Source organism: Sphaerisporangium album, from assembly GCF_003323745.1.
Lineage (GTDB): Bacteria > Actinomycetota > Actinomycetes > Streptosporangiales > Streptosporangiaceae > Sphaerisporangium > Sphaerisporangium album.
In genome coordinates this window covers 1-13,853 of the sequence record NZ_QOIL01000001.1, presented here as the reverse complement: position 1 = coordinate 13,853, position 13,853 = coordinate 1, and the positions used below count along the sequence as shown (strand labels likewise).

Here is a 13,853-nt window from a genome sequence, read left to right as displayed (position 1 = left end):
ATCGCCGGGACGCGGGGACGCGGGGCCGGGACGCGGGGCGGGGACGGGGGGCCGGATCGCCGGGACGCAGGGCCGTGGAGCGTACCGCCGGGCGTGCGGGCGCGCGCCCGGCCCGCGCGGATCGAGTCCGCGCGGGCCGGAGCGGATGCCGGGGGCCAGAGGTCTAGTCGCTCCCGGTGGACAGGGCGAGCTGGATGACGTTGTCGTTCTCCAGCACCCAGGTCGCGGAGAGACCGCCCTCCTTCACCAGGGCCTTGCCGTCGCCCTTCAGCACGCCGATCCGGTTGCCGGCGAGGGCGATCTGGATGACGTTGTCGTTCTCCAGCACCCAGGTCGCGGAGAGACCGCCCTCCTTCACCAGGGCCTTGCCGTCGTCCTTCAGGACGCCGATGCGGTTGCCGGACAGCGCGAGTTCGAGGACGCCGATGTTCTGGGTGACCCAGGTGGCCGACAGGCCGCCCTGCTTGACCAGCGCCGTGCCGTTGCCCTTCAGCACGCCGATGCGGTTGCCGGAGAGGGCGATCTGCCGCACGCGGGTGTTCTCGGTGACCCAGGTGGCCGAAAGGCCGCCTTCCTTGACCAGAGCGGTGCCGTCGCTCTTCAGCACGCCGATGCGCTTACCCGCGAGCACGATCTGCTTGACCCCGGTGTTCTCCAGGACCCAGGACGCCGACAGGCCGCCCTCCTTCACCAGCGCCCTGCCGTCGCCGGTCAGCACGCCGATGCGGTCGCCGGACAGCGCGAGCTGCTTGACCCCGGTGTACTCGGTGACCCAGTTCGTGGACAGGCCGCCCTCCTTCACCAGCGCCGTGCCGCCGCCGGTCAGGACGCCGATGCGGTCGCCCGCGAGGACGACCTGCTTGACGTCGTCGTGTTCGAGGACCCAGTTCGTGGAGAGGCCCCCCTCCTTGACCAGCGCGTTGCCGTCGCTCTTCAGGACGCCGATGCGGGGCGGGGCCGCGGCGGCGGCGGGGGCGGCCGTGGCCGCGCCCAGGACGGCGACGAGCCCGCCCGCGATCGCGAGGGTGCACCTGCCCGCGGCCGCGCGGGCGAGAGTGCGCCCACGCCGGACCGCTGTTCCGATCGTCATGACGACCTCCGAATCAGACCAGGCGGGGCTCGGGTGCCCGCCTCGAATGTAACGGAGAGTGTACGAGTCACTACTGAAAGGACAAAGGATCGGCCGGCCGCGCTCGGGTGAGGAACATGTGTCCCAGAAGTCGTTCTGTACCACTCGGCTATCGGCGGCCGTTCCCAAGTCCTCGCCGTCGAGGACGACCTCCTCCATGTGGCGCCCCCGGCCGGGGCGGAAGCCGTGCTCCTCGGCGGGCGATCGCAGGTCGCGGGCGCCTTCGGCGAGGTCAGACCATGTACTGGTCGTGACGCAGGTACAGCTCCGTCCACTCCTCCGGCGTGAGCGTGCGACCGGTCGCGGCGATCTCGGCCAGCTCCTCGAAGTACGCCTCACGCGGCGCGCCCGGGGCGAAGTGCAGCAGCAGCGAGGCTGGCTCGCCGGACTCGTTGCGGAACGCGTGGATTCCGCCCGGCGGGACGTGCAGGAAGTCACCCGGCGTGGCCTCGACCCAGGCCGCCCCGTCGTACAGGCGGACCGTCCCGGAGAAGACGAAGAACGACTCGGCCATCGTGCGGTGGTAATGCGCGCTCGGCCCGCTCGGCCGCGGACCCATGTCCCAGCGGTAGAGCCCGAACAACCCGCCCGTGGTCGCACCTGTGGCAAGGTAGCTGACCACCGTGCCGCCCTCGCCGATCCTCAGCTCGGGTTCGTGGCCTTTGGGCCGGAACGTCCCGCCGGCCTCGCCGTCCTCGGCGAAGTACAACCGCTCCGGGTATGACATGGCGCCCTCTCGTCTCCTCCCCGGCCGGGGCCTCGCGCCACCGGTCGAAGCCGCGTCCACGCCGCGTACGCCCGACGAAGGTCCGGCATGCTGACGAGAGGACAGCGTAGTGCCGGGGGCGGGTGCGCGAGATGGCGGACGGCGGCCGCGCGGGCGGCCGCCGTCGTGGGTCAGGCGTGAATGAATCAGGCCCTCGTCAGGCGTGGGTCAGGCACGGATCAGGCGCGGGTCAGGCGCGGAAGGCGGTCCACATGTCCTGCATGCGGGTGGACTGCCCGGCGGTGAACTCGAACATGCAGCGGTCGTCGGAGTAGTCCATGTAGTTGTGGATGGGGTCGACGCCAGCATTGCCGGTGCAGGTGTCACGGCCGGTGGGGCACCCGTATGCGGCGCTCTTCTCGGCGGGGGTGTCGGCGACGTAGTCACCCTGGCCGTTACAGCCGCCCTGGAAGGTGTGGTAGAGGCCGAACCAGTGGCCTACCTCGTGGGTGCCGGTGTAGCCGAGGTTGTAGGCGCTGTAGGACCCACCGGGCAGGCTGCGGTAGTCGATCACCACGCCGTCCAGGAGGGGGTTGGCGGCGTAGTCGCTGGGGAACGTGGCATAGCCGAGCAGGCCGTTGGTGAAACCGACCGAGTACCAGTTCAGGTCGGCCTTACCGCCCTTGCGCAGCGCCCTCTTCATGCCGTTGCCGTCGTTGCCGACGAACCAGGTCGCGTTGTTGGTGGTGTCGGTCGAGACCAGCCGGAACGAGAACGGGGTGGCACTGCCGCCGACCCGGGCCGCGTAGGTGTTGTTCAGAACGGTGATCTGGCTGTTGATGGTGGCCGTGGAGACCTGTCCCTGGCTCCCGTTGGTGATCGTGTGCCAGTAGACGTTGACGGTGACCGGGGCGATGGCGGCCGTGCCGGCCGTGCCACGCGGCTTGAGACCCTTCGCCGCGAGTGCGTCGAGCATCGCCTTGTCGATCTGGTCCGCGCGGGCGACGCTGATCTCGTTGGGGTCGTGCTGCCCGTGCTGGGGCCGGGCGGCGACGTCGCCGTGGGTGGACGCCGGGGCGAGACAGGGGTTCGAGACGGCCGCCACGGATGCCGATGGGGTGACCAGCATCACGGGCAGGAGCAGCAGGGATGAGAGCAGGGCCATGCGACGGGGGGTGATGTGCATCGTTCTCCCTGAACATCAATCATCGCGAGTCCCGATCTGGGACTCGCGATGATGTAATAATTCGGGATATTTGCCGACTAGGCGCGTAAGAGTTACTTGACCGGTTTGTTAGAAAGCAGTCATCGGTCGAACCGCCGCGATGAGAACGCACGCCCCGGCGAGGAGGTCCCCCGCAGTGCCACCACGCGACTCAGGAGGCCCGGCGCAGCAGGGCGAGGAACATCGCGTCGGTGCCGTGCCGGTGCGGCCAGAACTGCGCGTACGGACCCTCGCCGAGGGAGTCGACCTCGTCCAGGTAGTCGCGCGCGTCGAGCACCTCGACGTCGCCGCGCCGCTTCACGACGTCGTCGACCACCGCGCGGGTCTCGGCCAGGTGCGGCGAGCACGTCACGTACGCCACCACCCCGCCCCGGCGCGTGGACGTCAGCGCCGAGCCGAGCAGCCGGCGCTGGAGGGCGCCGAGCTCGGGCACGCTGCCCGGATCCCGCCGCCAGCGCGCCTCGGGACGGCGGCGCAGCGCGCCCAGCCCCGTGCACGGCGCGTCGACCAGCACGCGGTCGAACGCGCCCTCGCGCCAGGCGGGCTCGGTGCCGTCCGCCGAGATGACCCCCGCCTTGCGCGTCGCCCGCCAGACCAGGCGGGCGCGGTGGAAGCGCTGGTCGGAGGCCAGCAGGTGGCGGTCCTCCTGGAGGGCGAGCGCGTCGAGCAGCCCCGCCTTGCCACCCGGACCCGCGCACATGTCCAGCCATAGGCGGTCATCGCCGTCCAGGGGCACCCGCGTGAGCGCCAGGGCCACGAGCTGGCTCGCCTCGTCCTGGACGGCCGCGCGGCCCTCGGCGACGGCGGGAACGGACGCGGGGTCGCCCTCGGGCAGGTAGGCCGCGTACGGCGAGTAGCGGGCGGGGACGGCCCCGGCCTCGACCAGCTCGCCGACCGTGCTGCGGCCCGGCCAGGCGATCAGCGTGACGCCGGGGCGCTCGTTGTCGGCGGCCAGCAGCGCGGCGGTCTCCTCGGGGTCGCCGCCGACGGCGTCGCGCAGCGCCGAGGTGATCCAACGGGGGTGGCTGTGCGCGACGGCGAGGTGGCCGATGAGGTCCTCGTCCGGGTCGGGGGCGACGATGGGCAGCCACCGGTCGTAGTCACGCGTGGCGACCTTGCGCAGGATGGCGTTGGCGAACTTGGACGCGCCCGTGCCGACGCGCAGCCGTACGAGATCGACGGTCGCGCTGACGGCGGCGTGCGGGGGAATGCGGGTCTTGAGCAGCTGGTGGACGCCGAGGCGGATGGCGTCGAGCAGCGGCGGGTCGATGTCCTCGGGCGGGCGGTCGCTGCACACGGCGATGATCTCGTCGTAGGTGCCGAGACCGCGCAGGGTGCCGTAGGCCAGCTCGGTGGCCAGCGCGGCGTCGCGGCCGGTCAGCCCGCGTTCGCGCAGCAGGGTGGGCATGAGCAGGTTGGCGTACGCGTCGCGCTCGTCCACGGCGCGCAGCAGGTCGTACGCCGTGTTGCGCGGCTCGTCGCGGACCGGCTTGGACCTGCCCGCGGGCCTGCCCGGCCTGCCTCGCCCGGCCGCGCGGCCCGAGCCGCCGTCATCCCGTGTCACGCGTCTCCCGCCGTCAGGCCCGTCGTCTCGATCATCAGGCCCGTCGCCTCGATCATGTCGTACATATCCGTAATATCCGCCCAGTTCGCCCGGCGGTGGCACGCGTCGCGGCTCCCCATCGCGGGGTCAGCCGAGCCGGTCGTCCGGAGTGAGCCGCACGCCGCGTGCCCACTCCCCCGCGGTCATCCGCCGCTTGCCTTCGGGCTGGACGTCGCCCAGCCGCACCGGGCGGGTCGCGGTGCCCACCAGGACGGTGTTCTTGGCGGCGGCGATCTCACCCGGGGCCAGGGCGCCGGCGCCCGGGATCGGCTCCTCCCCCTCCGGCACGGGGGCGACGGGGCCGAGCTTGAGGCGCTCGCCGCGGAACTCCGCCCACGCCCCCGGGGCGGGGGTGCAGGCGCGGACCAGCCGGTCGACGCGCATCGCCGGAGCCGTCCAGTCGACCCGCGCGTCCGCGACGTCGATCTTCGGCGCGTAGCTGACGCCGTCGGAGGGCTGCGGGCGGGCCTCCAGCTCGCCGTCCTCCACGCCGTCGAGCGTGGCCGCGAGCAGCCCGGCCCCGGACTCGGCGAGGCGGGCCAGCAACTCGCCGGTGGTGTCGGCGGGCCGGATCTGCTCCGTCACGACGCCGTACACCGGCCCCGCGTCGAGCTCCTTGACGATCTGGAACGTCGCCGCGCCGGTGATCTCGTCGCCGTGCAGCACGGCGTGCTGCACCGGGGCCGCGCCGCGCCACGCGGGCAGCAGCGAGAAGTGCAGGTTGATCCACCCGTGCTTGGGAATGTCCAGCGCCGCCTGCGGCAGCAGCGCGCCGTACGCCACCACCGGGCAGCAGTCGGGCGCGATGGCCCTCAGCCGGGCGAGGAACTCCGGGTCGCCCGCCTTGGCCGGCCGCAGCACCTCGATGCCGGCGGACTCCGCGAGCTCGGCGACCGGACTCGCGTGGACCTTGCGCCCCCGCCCTGAGTGGGCGTCCGGGCGGGTCACCACGGCGACCACCTCGTGGCGGGGCGAGTCGAGCAGCGCCCGCAGCGACGGCAGCGCGGTTTCCGGGGTTCCGGCGAAGACGAGGCGCACGATGCTAGAGGGCCTTCCCTTGAGTGGCGTGCGGCGAGAACTTCACGGCCGGCGCGGCGAGGCCGCTCCACTCGGCCTCACGGATCGCCTTCATCGCCAGCTTGCGCTGCTTGGGGTCCATGCGGTCGATGAACAGGACGCCGTCGAGGTGGTCGGTCTCGTGCTGCACGCACCGGGCCATCAGGTCGGTGCCCTCGATGGTGATCGGCTCACCGTGCATGTCGAACCCCTTGGCCACGGCGCGGATCGCGCGCGGCGTCGGGAAGGTCAGGCCGGGGAACGACAGGCACCCCTCCTCGCCTTCCTCGTCCTTCTCGTCCGAGAGGTCCAGGCTGGGATTGATCAGGTGGCCGAGCTGCTCGTCGATGTAGTACGTGAACACGCGCAGGCTGACGCCGATCTGCGGCGCGGCGAGCCCGGCGCCCGGGGCGTCCATCATCGTGTCGGTGAGGTCCTTGACGAGTTTGCGCAGCTCCTTGTCGAAATCCACGACCGGCTCCGCCGGGGTGCGCAGCACCGGATCGCCGAACAGGCGGATCGACTGAATTGCCACGGACGACTCCGTTCACATCACGATTGAGGGTCACCCTAGTTTATGGCTCGCCGCGGACCGCCGGTCTGCGACGTCACGGGCGGGCCGCGCCCGGCGAGGGCTCAGCGCGAGCGGGCCTTCATCGCGGCCTTGCGCGCCGCCTTGGCGACCGTCGCGTCCGGGTGGTTGGCGCCGAGCAGCTCGAGGACGGCGATGGCGTCGGGGTGGCTGCTGCGGCTGATGTCCTCCACCAGGCGCAGCAGCTCCTCACCGGCCTCCAGCTCCTCGAACTCGCCCATCGCCTCCGGGACGTCGGCGATGTGCAGCAGCGTGGCCAGGGTGTCGACGGCCAGCCAGGTGCCGTCCTCCTCGGTCAGGACGGGCGCCTCCAGGTCGCGGACGGCCAGCCAGACCGCCGCGTGCCGCCACATCGCGGGCTCGGCGAGGGCCTCGCGCAGCGCGGGCTCGGCCTCCGGGCCCATCTCGGCGAGGACGGTGCCGATCACCCCGCGCTGCCCGGCCGTGCCCGAGGCCGCGACCTTGATCAGCTCGCGGGCGGCGTCCTCGGGGACGCGGCGCTCGGCCCACAGCGCCGGGGCGCTGGACGGGGCCTCGCCGGTCAGCATGGCGTCCACCAGCTCGGAGGCGCTCAGCTCGGCGAACCCGGCGATCTCCGACAGCAGCGGCGCGTCATGGCCCTCGCGCAGCAGGTCCTGCCGGACGGCCCAGACCCCGAGCGGGGTGAGCCGGACGCTCTCGGCGCCACGCTCGAACAGGCCGCAGTACTGGAGCAGGTCGAGCGCGACGTCCAGCTCGGCGGGGAGCGTCTCGCGCAGCCGCCGCATCTCGTGCGCGCGGGCCTCGCAGCCGATCTCGTGGGCCTGCAGCATGCCCTCGATCAGGCCGGCGTAGGTGATGCCGTCGGTGGTGGCGTAGATCGTGGCGAGCATCTCGGTCAGGTGCTCGTCGGCCACCGCCGAGCCCGTCAGGCCCTCCTCGGTGCGGTCGAGGACGTCCATGACCACGCCGTCCCAGAACTTCATCAGGTCGGACGGCTCCTCACCCGGGGACGCGCCCGCGCGGGTGACGCGCAGCAGGCCGCCGTTGACGGCGACGATCCACACCAGGCGCAGCCGGTCGAGCGTCAGGCCGAGCTCGCCGGACGCCTCACGGGCGTCGCCCTCCGGCAGGAGACCCTCGGCCGTGACCTCGCGGGCGCCCGTCCACGCGGCCAGCCGCCGCGCGTCGCGCACCAAGGGGACGGACGCGACCGCGCCCGCGAGCTCGGCGGGGGGCGCGAGCTCGACCGGAGGGAAGCTCAGCACCTCGCTCTCGCAGTCGTCGCAGTCGCACTCGTCGTTCTCGCCCGCCATCTCGGCGAGCAGCGCCTCGCGCTCCTCGCCGGACACACTTCCCAGCTCGTCGATGAGGTTACGCAGCTCTCCAAGATCGAAGACGCCGCCGTTCCCGCTGTTGGCCATTCAGGCAACTTACTCCACACCAGCCACACCCGAAGACGGTCTCCGGACGTTCGCCTTGATCACCGTGCGATCACCGTCCCGCCCTCCCCGCCGGCCGGTCCCGACCCTCAGTGGATGCCGCGCGAGCGGGCCTTGAACGCGGCCTTGCGGGCGGCCTTCGCGAGATTCCTGTCCGCCAGGTGACGCCCGAGCAGGTCCAGCACCTCGGCGACGTCCGGGTGGTCGACCTGCCACATCTCGTCGATGACCTGGGCGGACGGCGCCGCCGCCGCGAGGTCGCCCGCGATCTCGTCCGGGTCGTCGCCCTCCCGGGGCAGGACGAACGCAAGCGCGTCCACGCCGGCCCACAGCGCCTCCTCGGGCGTCAGGGCGGGCGCGGTCAGGCCGTGGGACGCCAGCCACATGAGCGCGTGCGGGCGCAGCTCCGGGTCGTCCAGGACCTCGCGGACGGCGGGCGCGGCCTCGGCGCCGAGCCTGTCGACGAGCGTCACGGCGACGCCCCGCGTGCCGGCCGCCGTCCCCCGGGCGGCGGCCAGGATCTCGCGGGCCGCCTCCTCGGGCGGACGCCGGCCGAGCCAGGCGGCGATGTCGCGCTCGGCCTGCCCGGCGGGGACCCCTGCCACCAGCGAGGCGATCAGGGCCTCGGCGTCCCCCTCGGCCGGGTCGGCGGCGACCGGCGCCACCAGGCCCATGCGGGAGTACACCTCGCGCAGCCCCCACCGGCCGTGCGGGGTCAGCGTCACGGCGTCGTGCTCGTAGGCGAGGGTGCCGCACCGGGCCAGGACGCCCAGCGCCGCCTCCAGGCCGCCCGCGTCCGGCTCGTCGTCCTCGGCCGACACCTCCTCCAGGTACTCGCGCAGCGCCACGACCGCCAGCGGCTCGTGAAGCCGGTACAGCATGTCGTGCACGGCGTACAGCTCGCGGTCGACCGGAGCGAAGCCCGTGACGTCGGCCTCCGAGGCGCCCGTGAGGAAGGCCACCGTGCCCGCCCACAGGTCCAGCACCTCCTCGTCGCCGCGCGTGGACAGCGGCCCTGGCCCCCTCGGCGCCGACACCGTCCGCCCGGACGCCTCCGCCAGGCCGACGGCGAGCGCGACCTCCCAGGCCAGCGCGGGCGCGGCGACGCCCAGCTCGCGGGCGGCCAGCGCGGCGTCCCTGGCGCGCAGCCGTCCCTTCAGGGTGGGGGCATGGCCGCCGTCCACCATCCACGACAGGACCCGGTGGGCGTCGTGGAGCAGACCGGCCTCCCGGACGGCCTGAGCGACCTCCTGAGGCGGCGCCAGGCGTACCGGAGGCAGAGGGGCGCACCCCGGGCAGTCGCACACCTCACCGGCGCCGACGGCCGCCGGGCGGCGCGGCCCGGCGGTGAGATCGTCTCTGGCGGCGTACGGAGTGCCGGCCTCCAGCGCGTCGGCGCCCATCGCCCCGAACATGCTCTTGGCCATACCGAACTTCGTCGTGTCGGCCAGCGCCGCCGGCATGTCCGGGGCGATCTCGTCGATCTTGGCGCGCATGCGCCCCGCCATCTTGGTGCCGATCTCCCCGCTCTGCAGCAGGAAGTCGACCAGTGTGCGCGCCGCGGCGACGGTCTCGGCCGCGCTCTCGGGGGGCGCGATGACCTTGCGCGGATAGATGTCGAGCAGGAGCTGCTCGAACGTGACGGGAGTGAAGTCGGCCAGCTCGCCCACGTCCAGGTAGTCGCTGGCGTAGTCGCACAGGAGCCGCACCTCGTCGGCATCCACCACCACCCCGTTCGAGCGCCCCCACGCCCGGAAGTCCTCGATGGCCGCGTTCACCCATTCGATCGACACAGGGAGAAACTAACGGCTTACTTTCAGGCCCGCGAATCGGCGAGCTGGGGTCAGACCAGATCCATCGGGTCCATACAGACTCGGACCAGGTCAGGAGCCTTGCGCGCGGCCCTCACCCCCGCCGCTCCCTTGAGCGCCTTCGCCAGCGCGGCCTCGGCCCCGCGCGGCACCCGTACCATCAGCCGCTCCTCCGCCTCCGCGGGGGTCTGAGGGGGCCGTCCTCGCGGCCCCTCGACGGGGACGGGGCCCAGGATCTGCGCGCCCTCGGGGAGGCCGAGGCCGGTCGCCATCTCCCTGACGGCCGCCGGCGGGCCGGTCAGCGTGGCCATGCGGACGGCGGGCGGGAAGCCCAGCGCCGCACGTTCGGCCAGCTCGCGCTCGGCGTGGGTCACCGGATCCCAGCGCAGCAGCGCCTGCACGACCGGCAGCGCCGAGTCTGCGAGGACGACCAGCTCGGCGCCGGGACGCAGCATCGCCGCCGCGTTCATCCAGCGCCGCAGGGTCTCCTCGGCGGCCCGCAGGTCGGGGCGGCCCAGCATGGCCCAGCCGTCCAGCAGGACGGCCGCCGCGTACCCGCCCTCCGGGACCGGCTCGGCGCCGGGGGTGGCCACGACCAGGGCCCGCGAGGAGCCGACGGTGGCGAGGACCGAGTCACGGCCCGACGTCCTCACCGGGACTGAGGGGAAGGCGCGGCCCAGCTCCTCCGCCGTACGGCGGGCGCCGATCACCACGGCCCGCATGCGGTTGCTGCCGCACACCTGACACCGCCAGGTCCCGGCGATCCTGCCGCACCACCGGCAGTAGGGAGCGGCATGCCCCCCGCGCAACGCCAACGGCCCGCCGCACAACGGCGCCTGCGCCCACAGCACCTCATGCGCACCGCCGCTGCCCGCTTCCCCCCGGACCCCCTCACGCCCGACGTCCCGGGAGCCTTCACCCGCGGCCTCCCGGAAGCCCTCAGACCCGACGTCCCGGGAGCCCTCAGGCCCGGCCGTCTCCACGGGAAGAACAGGCGCCGTCCACCATCCGGACTCCGCCCCCTCGGCGACCGTCTCACCGAACGCCCCCGAGGGACGCGTTCCTGGCGACGTTCCTTGATGGGACGCTTCGCCACCCCGAGGAACCTCGCGGGGGGGAACTCCACCGGGGGGAACTCCACCGGCTGGCGGCACCACGCCACCGCGGGGTACTGCGCCTCCGGGGACTGTTCCGCCACCGCGAAGTGCACCACCCCCCTGGGTCGCCCCACCACCGCCGGACGCACCGCCGGACGCACCGCCATGCTGGGAGGCTCCGCCACCATGGGATGCGTCTGCGTGAGGGGGCACGCCTCCCCGAGAAGGTTCCTCTCCACGAGACTGCCCGCCTTGCGCACCAAGGTCGGCCGGTCTTCCGAGGCGCCCGAGAGCCGCGCCGTCCGCCTCGTACCGGCTAGCCGCGAGGTCGGGAGCACCCTGGCGTGCGGCGGGGCTCGTGCGCGCACCTGGATCGCCCACGGACGAACGGGCGGCGGACTCCAGGCGGCGGCGTCTGCCGGGGGCGCCCGGCACGGGGGCGGGGTCGCCCGCGAGGGGCGGCGACTGGGTGCACCGAGCCGGGGTGCGGCAGACCTGGCAGGCCAACGCGGGCAGGTAGCCGCGGCGCGGCACCTGGATCAGCACCGGCCCGCTCTCCAGGCCGTGCCTGAGGGCCGCCCACGCGACGCTGGGCAGGCGGGCCGCCCGCGCCGCCGCGTCCCTGGCCAGCTCGACGTCATCGCCTGCCGGGCGCACTCGTGGCGCGAAACGCCTCACGGTCTCCCTCGCGGGGCCGATCGGGCGCGCCCAGCCCGTCGCCACAAGCCGCGTCGCCTCGGCCGTACGGGCATGGCCGGCGACCAGCATGGCCGCGCCGGTCTGGTGCGCGCGCAGGGCGAGGACCTCCCGCGTGTGCGGGTAGGGCGCGAGGCGCTCGGCGTGCAGGTCGTCCCCATCGTCCCAGATCACCACGAGGCCGAGGTCGTGGACGGGCGCGAACGTGGCGGCACGGGTGCCCGCGACCACGCGCACCTCGCCGCGCAGCACCTTCAGCCATCGGCGGTAGCGCTCCGCGGGGCCTAGGCCGGCGGTGAGCGCAACATGAGCGCCCTCCCCCAGCACCCGGCGCAGGGCCGCGTCCACCAGCGTGACGTCCTTGCCGTCCGGCACGACGACCAGTGCGCCCTTGCCCCCGCGCACGGCGGCGAGGACGGCCAGAGCGATCCCCTCGGGCCACGTGGGCACACCGCCCTCCCGGATCCCCGGCAGTGCACTCCAAACAGCCCGAGCAGCCTTCCCCTCAGCCAACGCCGCTACGAACGCGGCCCCCGCCGGATACTCCCCCCACAAGCCAGGCAGCACGTCCGGCTCACCAATGGCCGAGGTCGCGGCCTCTCCCGCGTCGACTCCCCCACTCGAACCCGCCACCACGTCCCCGGGGTCGGGCCGCTCGGCTTCCACCTTGGCGTGGCGCGGGGGGATGGCCAGACGCACGACGTCGGACATGGTGCCCGCGTAGCGGTCGGCCACGGCGCGGCAGAGAGCGGCGATCTGCGGGGTGAGCACCGGCTCCGGGGACACGACGCGTTCCAGGGGCGTGAGCCTGCCCTCGTGTTCGGTGCTCGCGGTGCGCTCCAGCACGAAGCCGTCGACCAGCTTGCCGGCGAAACGGACCCTCACCCGGCAGCCCGGCACCGCGTCGTCCGCCATCGCCTCGGGGACGAGATAGTCGAACGGACGGTCAAGGTGCGCCAGCGGAGTGTCCACCAGGACCCGGGCGACCGGAAGCTCCGCCGCGGGCACCGGGGCCCCCTTGGGCGCCGCACGTCCGGCGGCAGCGTCCGCGCCCTGCCCCCCCACGGCGGCGAGCGGCAACAAAGCCCCGACGTCCTCAGCGGCCACGGGAGCCCCGTCCTCGGCGGCCACACGAACACCGCCACCGGCCCCGGCACGAACAGTGTCGCCGGCCGCCACAGCAGCACCGTCCACGGCCGTCACACGAGCCCCACCACCGGCCGCCACATCAGCACCGTCCTCGGCGGCCACGCGAGCCTCGCCACCGGCCGCCACGCGACTCTCGTCGTCGGCGTCCCTCGTGACCCGTACCCCCGTGCTCACCTGGTCCCGAACATCCCTTCGCGCCCCCGCCGCACCACCGCCGCTGTCCGGCCCTCGACGACTTCACGTCCCTCGCCGCTCGGCCTCAGAGCCTGACCGGACGAGCGAAGAAGCCTCATATCGAACACACTATCGCCTGGTCAGCGCGCCGAAGGACAGCGCGTCTCCCGCCACAGGAAGCCTGCGCACACCCACGACGAAGCACCCCGATTCACCCGTACGGCCGGTGTTGGGGCGAGGCGGACACGGGCCGGAGCAGCGACCTCCCCTAGCCCCCGTCCGGCCATCCCGCGAGGCGCCATCATCGATCTCCACGAGCAGCACACCCTACGCCGAGAACCGCCCGCACCGCTCGCGTCTCCCCCTGGCGGGGGCGGCTCCCCTCCCGTCCACGTGCGTGTGACTTCAGGCGCCGCGTCGGTGAGAAGGGACGACGGAGATCCCGGCGCCTTGTACGGAGATCGCCCGGCCCCGTGGTCCTTGTCTGATGACCGCAGGCCGTGTTTCCCTCTTCGCGGTCATGCAGGTATTCCTGTTCCGGCGCCCTGTATGCGGCACTTCGAGCAGTTCCGGTATGGCGACCGAAACCGTCAATACGGAGGCGACGCTGGGCCGGAGGACGCGTGGCGGCGGTGTCGGACGAGGTGAGACGGGCGCGGCTTCGGTCACATCGCGAAAGGCGTCGGCAGCGTCGCCAGGCCGGGCGGGCTCGTCCTGGACGTGGAACCTGGTCCAGCGCCGCATCACCGGATCGCGACAGGCCTCGATCAGCAAGGCTGAGTTGCGGAACCGGACAAGGCAACGTCGCGGGGTTGTGCAGCCCCGGGCAAGGCAGCATCGCGGGCCTGGGGCAAAGCGCAGTCGCCGGCCCGGACAACGCAGGGTCGCGGTCCGGGCAAGGCAGCATCGCGGCCCGGGCAAGGGAAGGTTGCGGGGTCGGGCTAGGGAGGGTTGCGGCCCGGGGTGGTGGGCCGCAACCTTTGTGGATCTTCGGTCAGAGGCCGAGGGCCTGGCGGAGTTCCTCGGCGCGGTCGGTGCGCTCCCAGGAGAAGTTGGGCTCCTCGCGCCCGAAGTGGCCGTAGGCGGCGGTCTGGGAGTAGATCGGGCGCAGCAGGTCCAGGTCACGGATGATCGCGGCCGGGCGCAGGTCGAACACCCGCGTGATCGCGTCCTGGATCTTCGCCACCTCGACCT

At 73.3% G+C, this 13,853-nt stretch carries 11 protein-coding genes; 1 reads left to right on the top strand and 10 read right to left on the bottom strand.

Features of this window, described 5'->3' with window-relative positions:
* Nucleotides 1-163: 163 nt before the first annotated feature.
* From DQ384_RS00055 to DQ384_RS42605, 9 genes are all read right to left on the bottom strand, one after another.
* Nucleotides 164-1,090 (bottom strand): peptidase S1, encoded by a 927-nt coding sequence (locus DQ384_RS00055; protein ID WP_114026564.1) that lies wholly within the window; start codon nt 1,088-1,090, stop codon nt 164-166.
* A 271-nt stretch (nt 1,091-1,361) separates the two neighbouring features.
* Nucleotides 1,362-1,856 carry a cupin domain-containing protein gene (locus DQ384_RS00050; RefSeq protein ID WP_114026563.1) on the bottom strand — a complete coding sequence of 165 codons (495 nt, stop codon included), beginning with the start codon at nt 1,854-1,856 and terminating at the stop codon, nt 1,362-1,364.
* A 229-nt stretch (nt 1,857-2,085) separates the two neighbouring features.
* Nucleotides 2,086-3,021 (bottom strand): zinc metalloprotease, encoded by a 936-nt coding sequence (locus DQ384_RS00045; RefSeq protein WP_220182701.1) that lies wholly within the window; start codon nt 3,019-3,021, stop codon nt 2,086-2,088.
* 190 nt (nt 3,022-3,211) lie between these two features.
* Nucleotides 3,212-4,624, bottom strand: coding sequence for an RsmB/NOP family class I SAM-dependent RNA methyltransferase (locus DQ384_RS00040; RefSeq protein WP_114026561.1), 1,413 nt, complete (start codon nt 4,622-4,624; stop codon nt 3,212-3,214).
* Nucleotides 4,625-4,750: 126 nt separating this feature from the next.
* Nucleotides 4,751-5,701 carry a methionyl-tRNA formyltransferase gene (gene fmt, locus DQ384_RS00035; RefSeq protein WP_114026560.1) on the bottom strand — a complete coding sequence of 317 codons (951 nt, stop codon included), beginning with the start codon at nt 5,699-5,701 and terminating at the stop codon, nt 4,751-4,753.
* A gap of 4 nt (nt 5,702-5,705) precedes the next feature.
* Nucleotides 5,706-6,254 (bottom strand): peptide deformylase, encoded by a 549-nt coding sequence (gene def / locus DQ384_RS00030; protein ID WP_114026559.1) that lies wholly within the window; start codon nt 6,252-6,254, stop codon nt 5,706-5,708.
* 101 nt (nt 6,255-6,355) lie between these two features.
* Nucleotides 6,356-7,714, bottom strand: a complete 1,359-nt coding sequence (locus DQ384_RS00025) for a hypothetical protein (RefSeq protein ID WP_114026558.1) — start codon at nt 7,712-7,714, stop codon at nt 6,356-6,358.
* A 107-nt stretch (nt 7,715-7,821) separates the two neighbouring features.
* On the bottom strand, nt 7,822-9,525 hold the full coding sequence (locus DQ384_RS00020; protein WP_114026557.1) for a hypothetical protein: 1,704 nt from the start codon (nt 9,523-9,525) through the stop codon (nt 7,822-7,824).
* Between the two features lie 50 nt (nt 9,526-9,575).
* Nucleotides 9,576-12,401 carry a primosomal protein N' family DNA-binding protein gene (locus DQ384_RS42605; protein WP_245966201.1) on the bottom strand — a complete coding sequence of 942 codons (2,826 nt, stop codon included), beginning with the start codon at nt 12,399-12,401 and terminating at the stop codon, nt 9,576-9,578.
* Here DQ384_RS42605 and DQ384_RS42600 point away from each other — a divergent pair.
* Nucleotides 12,288-12,755, top strand: coding sequence for a hypothetical protein (locus tag DQ384_RS42600; RefSeq protein ID WP_181870940.1), 468 nt, complete (start codon nt 12,288-12,290; stop codon nt 12,753-12,755). The genes DQ384_RS42605 and DQ384_RS42600 overlap by 114 nt on opposite strands.
* Before the next feature lie 898 nt (nt 12,756-13,653).
* On the opposite strand, the gene DQ384_RS00005 is transcribed toward DQ384_RS42600, so the two are convergent.
* On the bottom strand, nt 13,654-13,853 hold a 200-nt coding region (locus DQ384_RS00005), incomplete at its 5' end, for a methionine adenosyltransferase domain-containing protein (RefSeq protein ID WP_181870939.1).

Bases quoted from the DNA above. Each gene is read 5' to 3' on its own strand.
- DQ384_RS00050 (WP_114026563.1), bottom strand. From the start codon at position 1,856: ATGTCATACCCGGAGCGGTTGTACTTCGCCGAGGACGGCGAGGCCGGC.
- DQ384_RS00055 (WP_114026564.1), bottom strand. From the start codon at position 1,090: ATGACGATCGGAACAGCGGTCCGGCGTGGGCGCACTCTCGCCCGCGCG.
- DQ384_RS00045 (WP_220182701.1), bottom strand. From the start codon at position 3,021: ATGCACATCACCCCCCGTCGCATGGCCCTGCTCTCATCCCTGCTGCTC.
- DQ384_RS00025 (WP_114026558.1), bottom strand. From the start codon at position 7,714: ATGGCCAACAGCGGGAACGGCGGCGTCTTCGATCTTGGAGAGCTGCGT.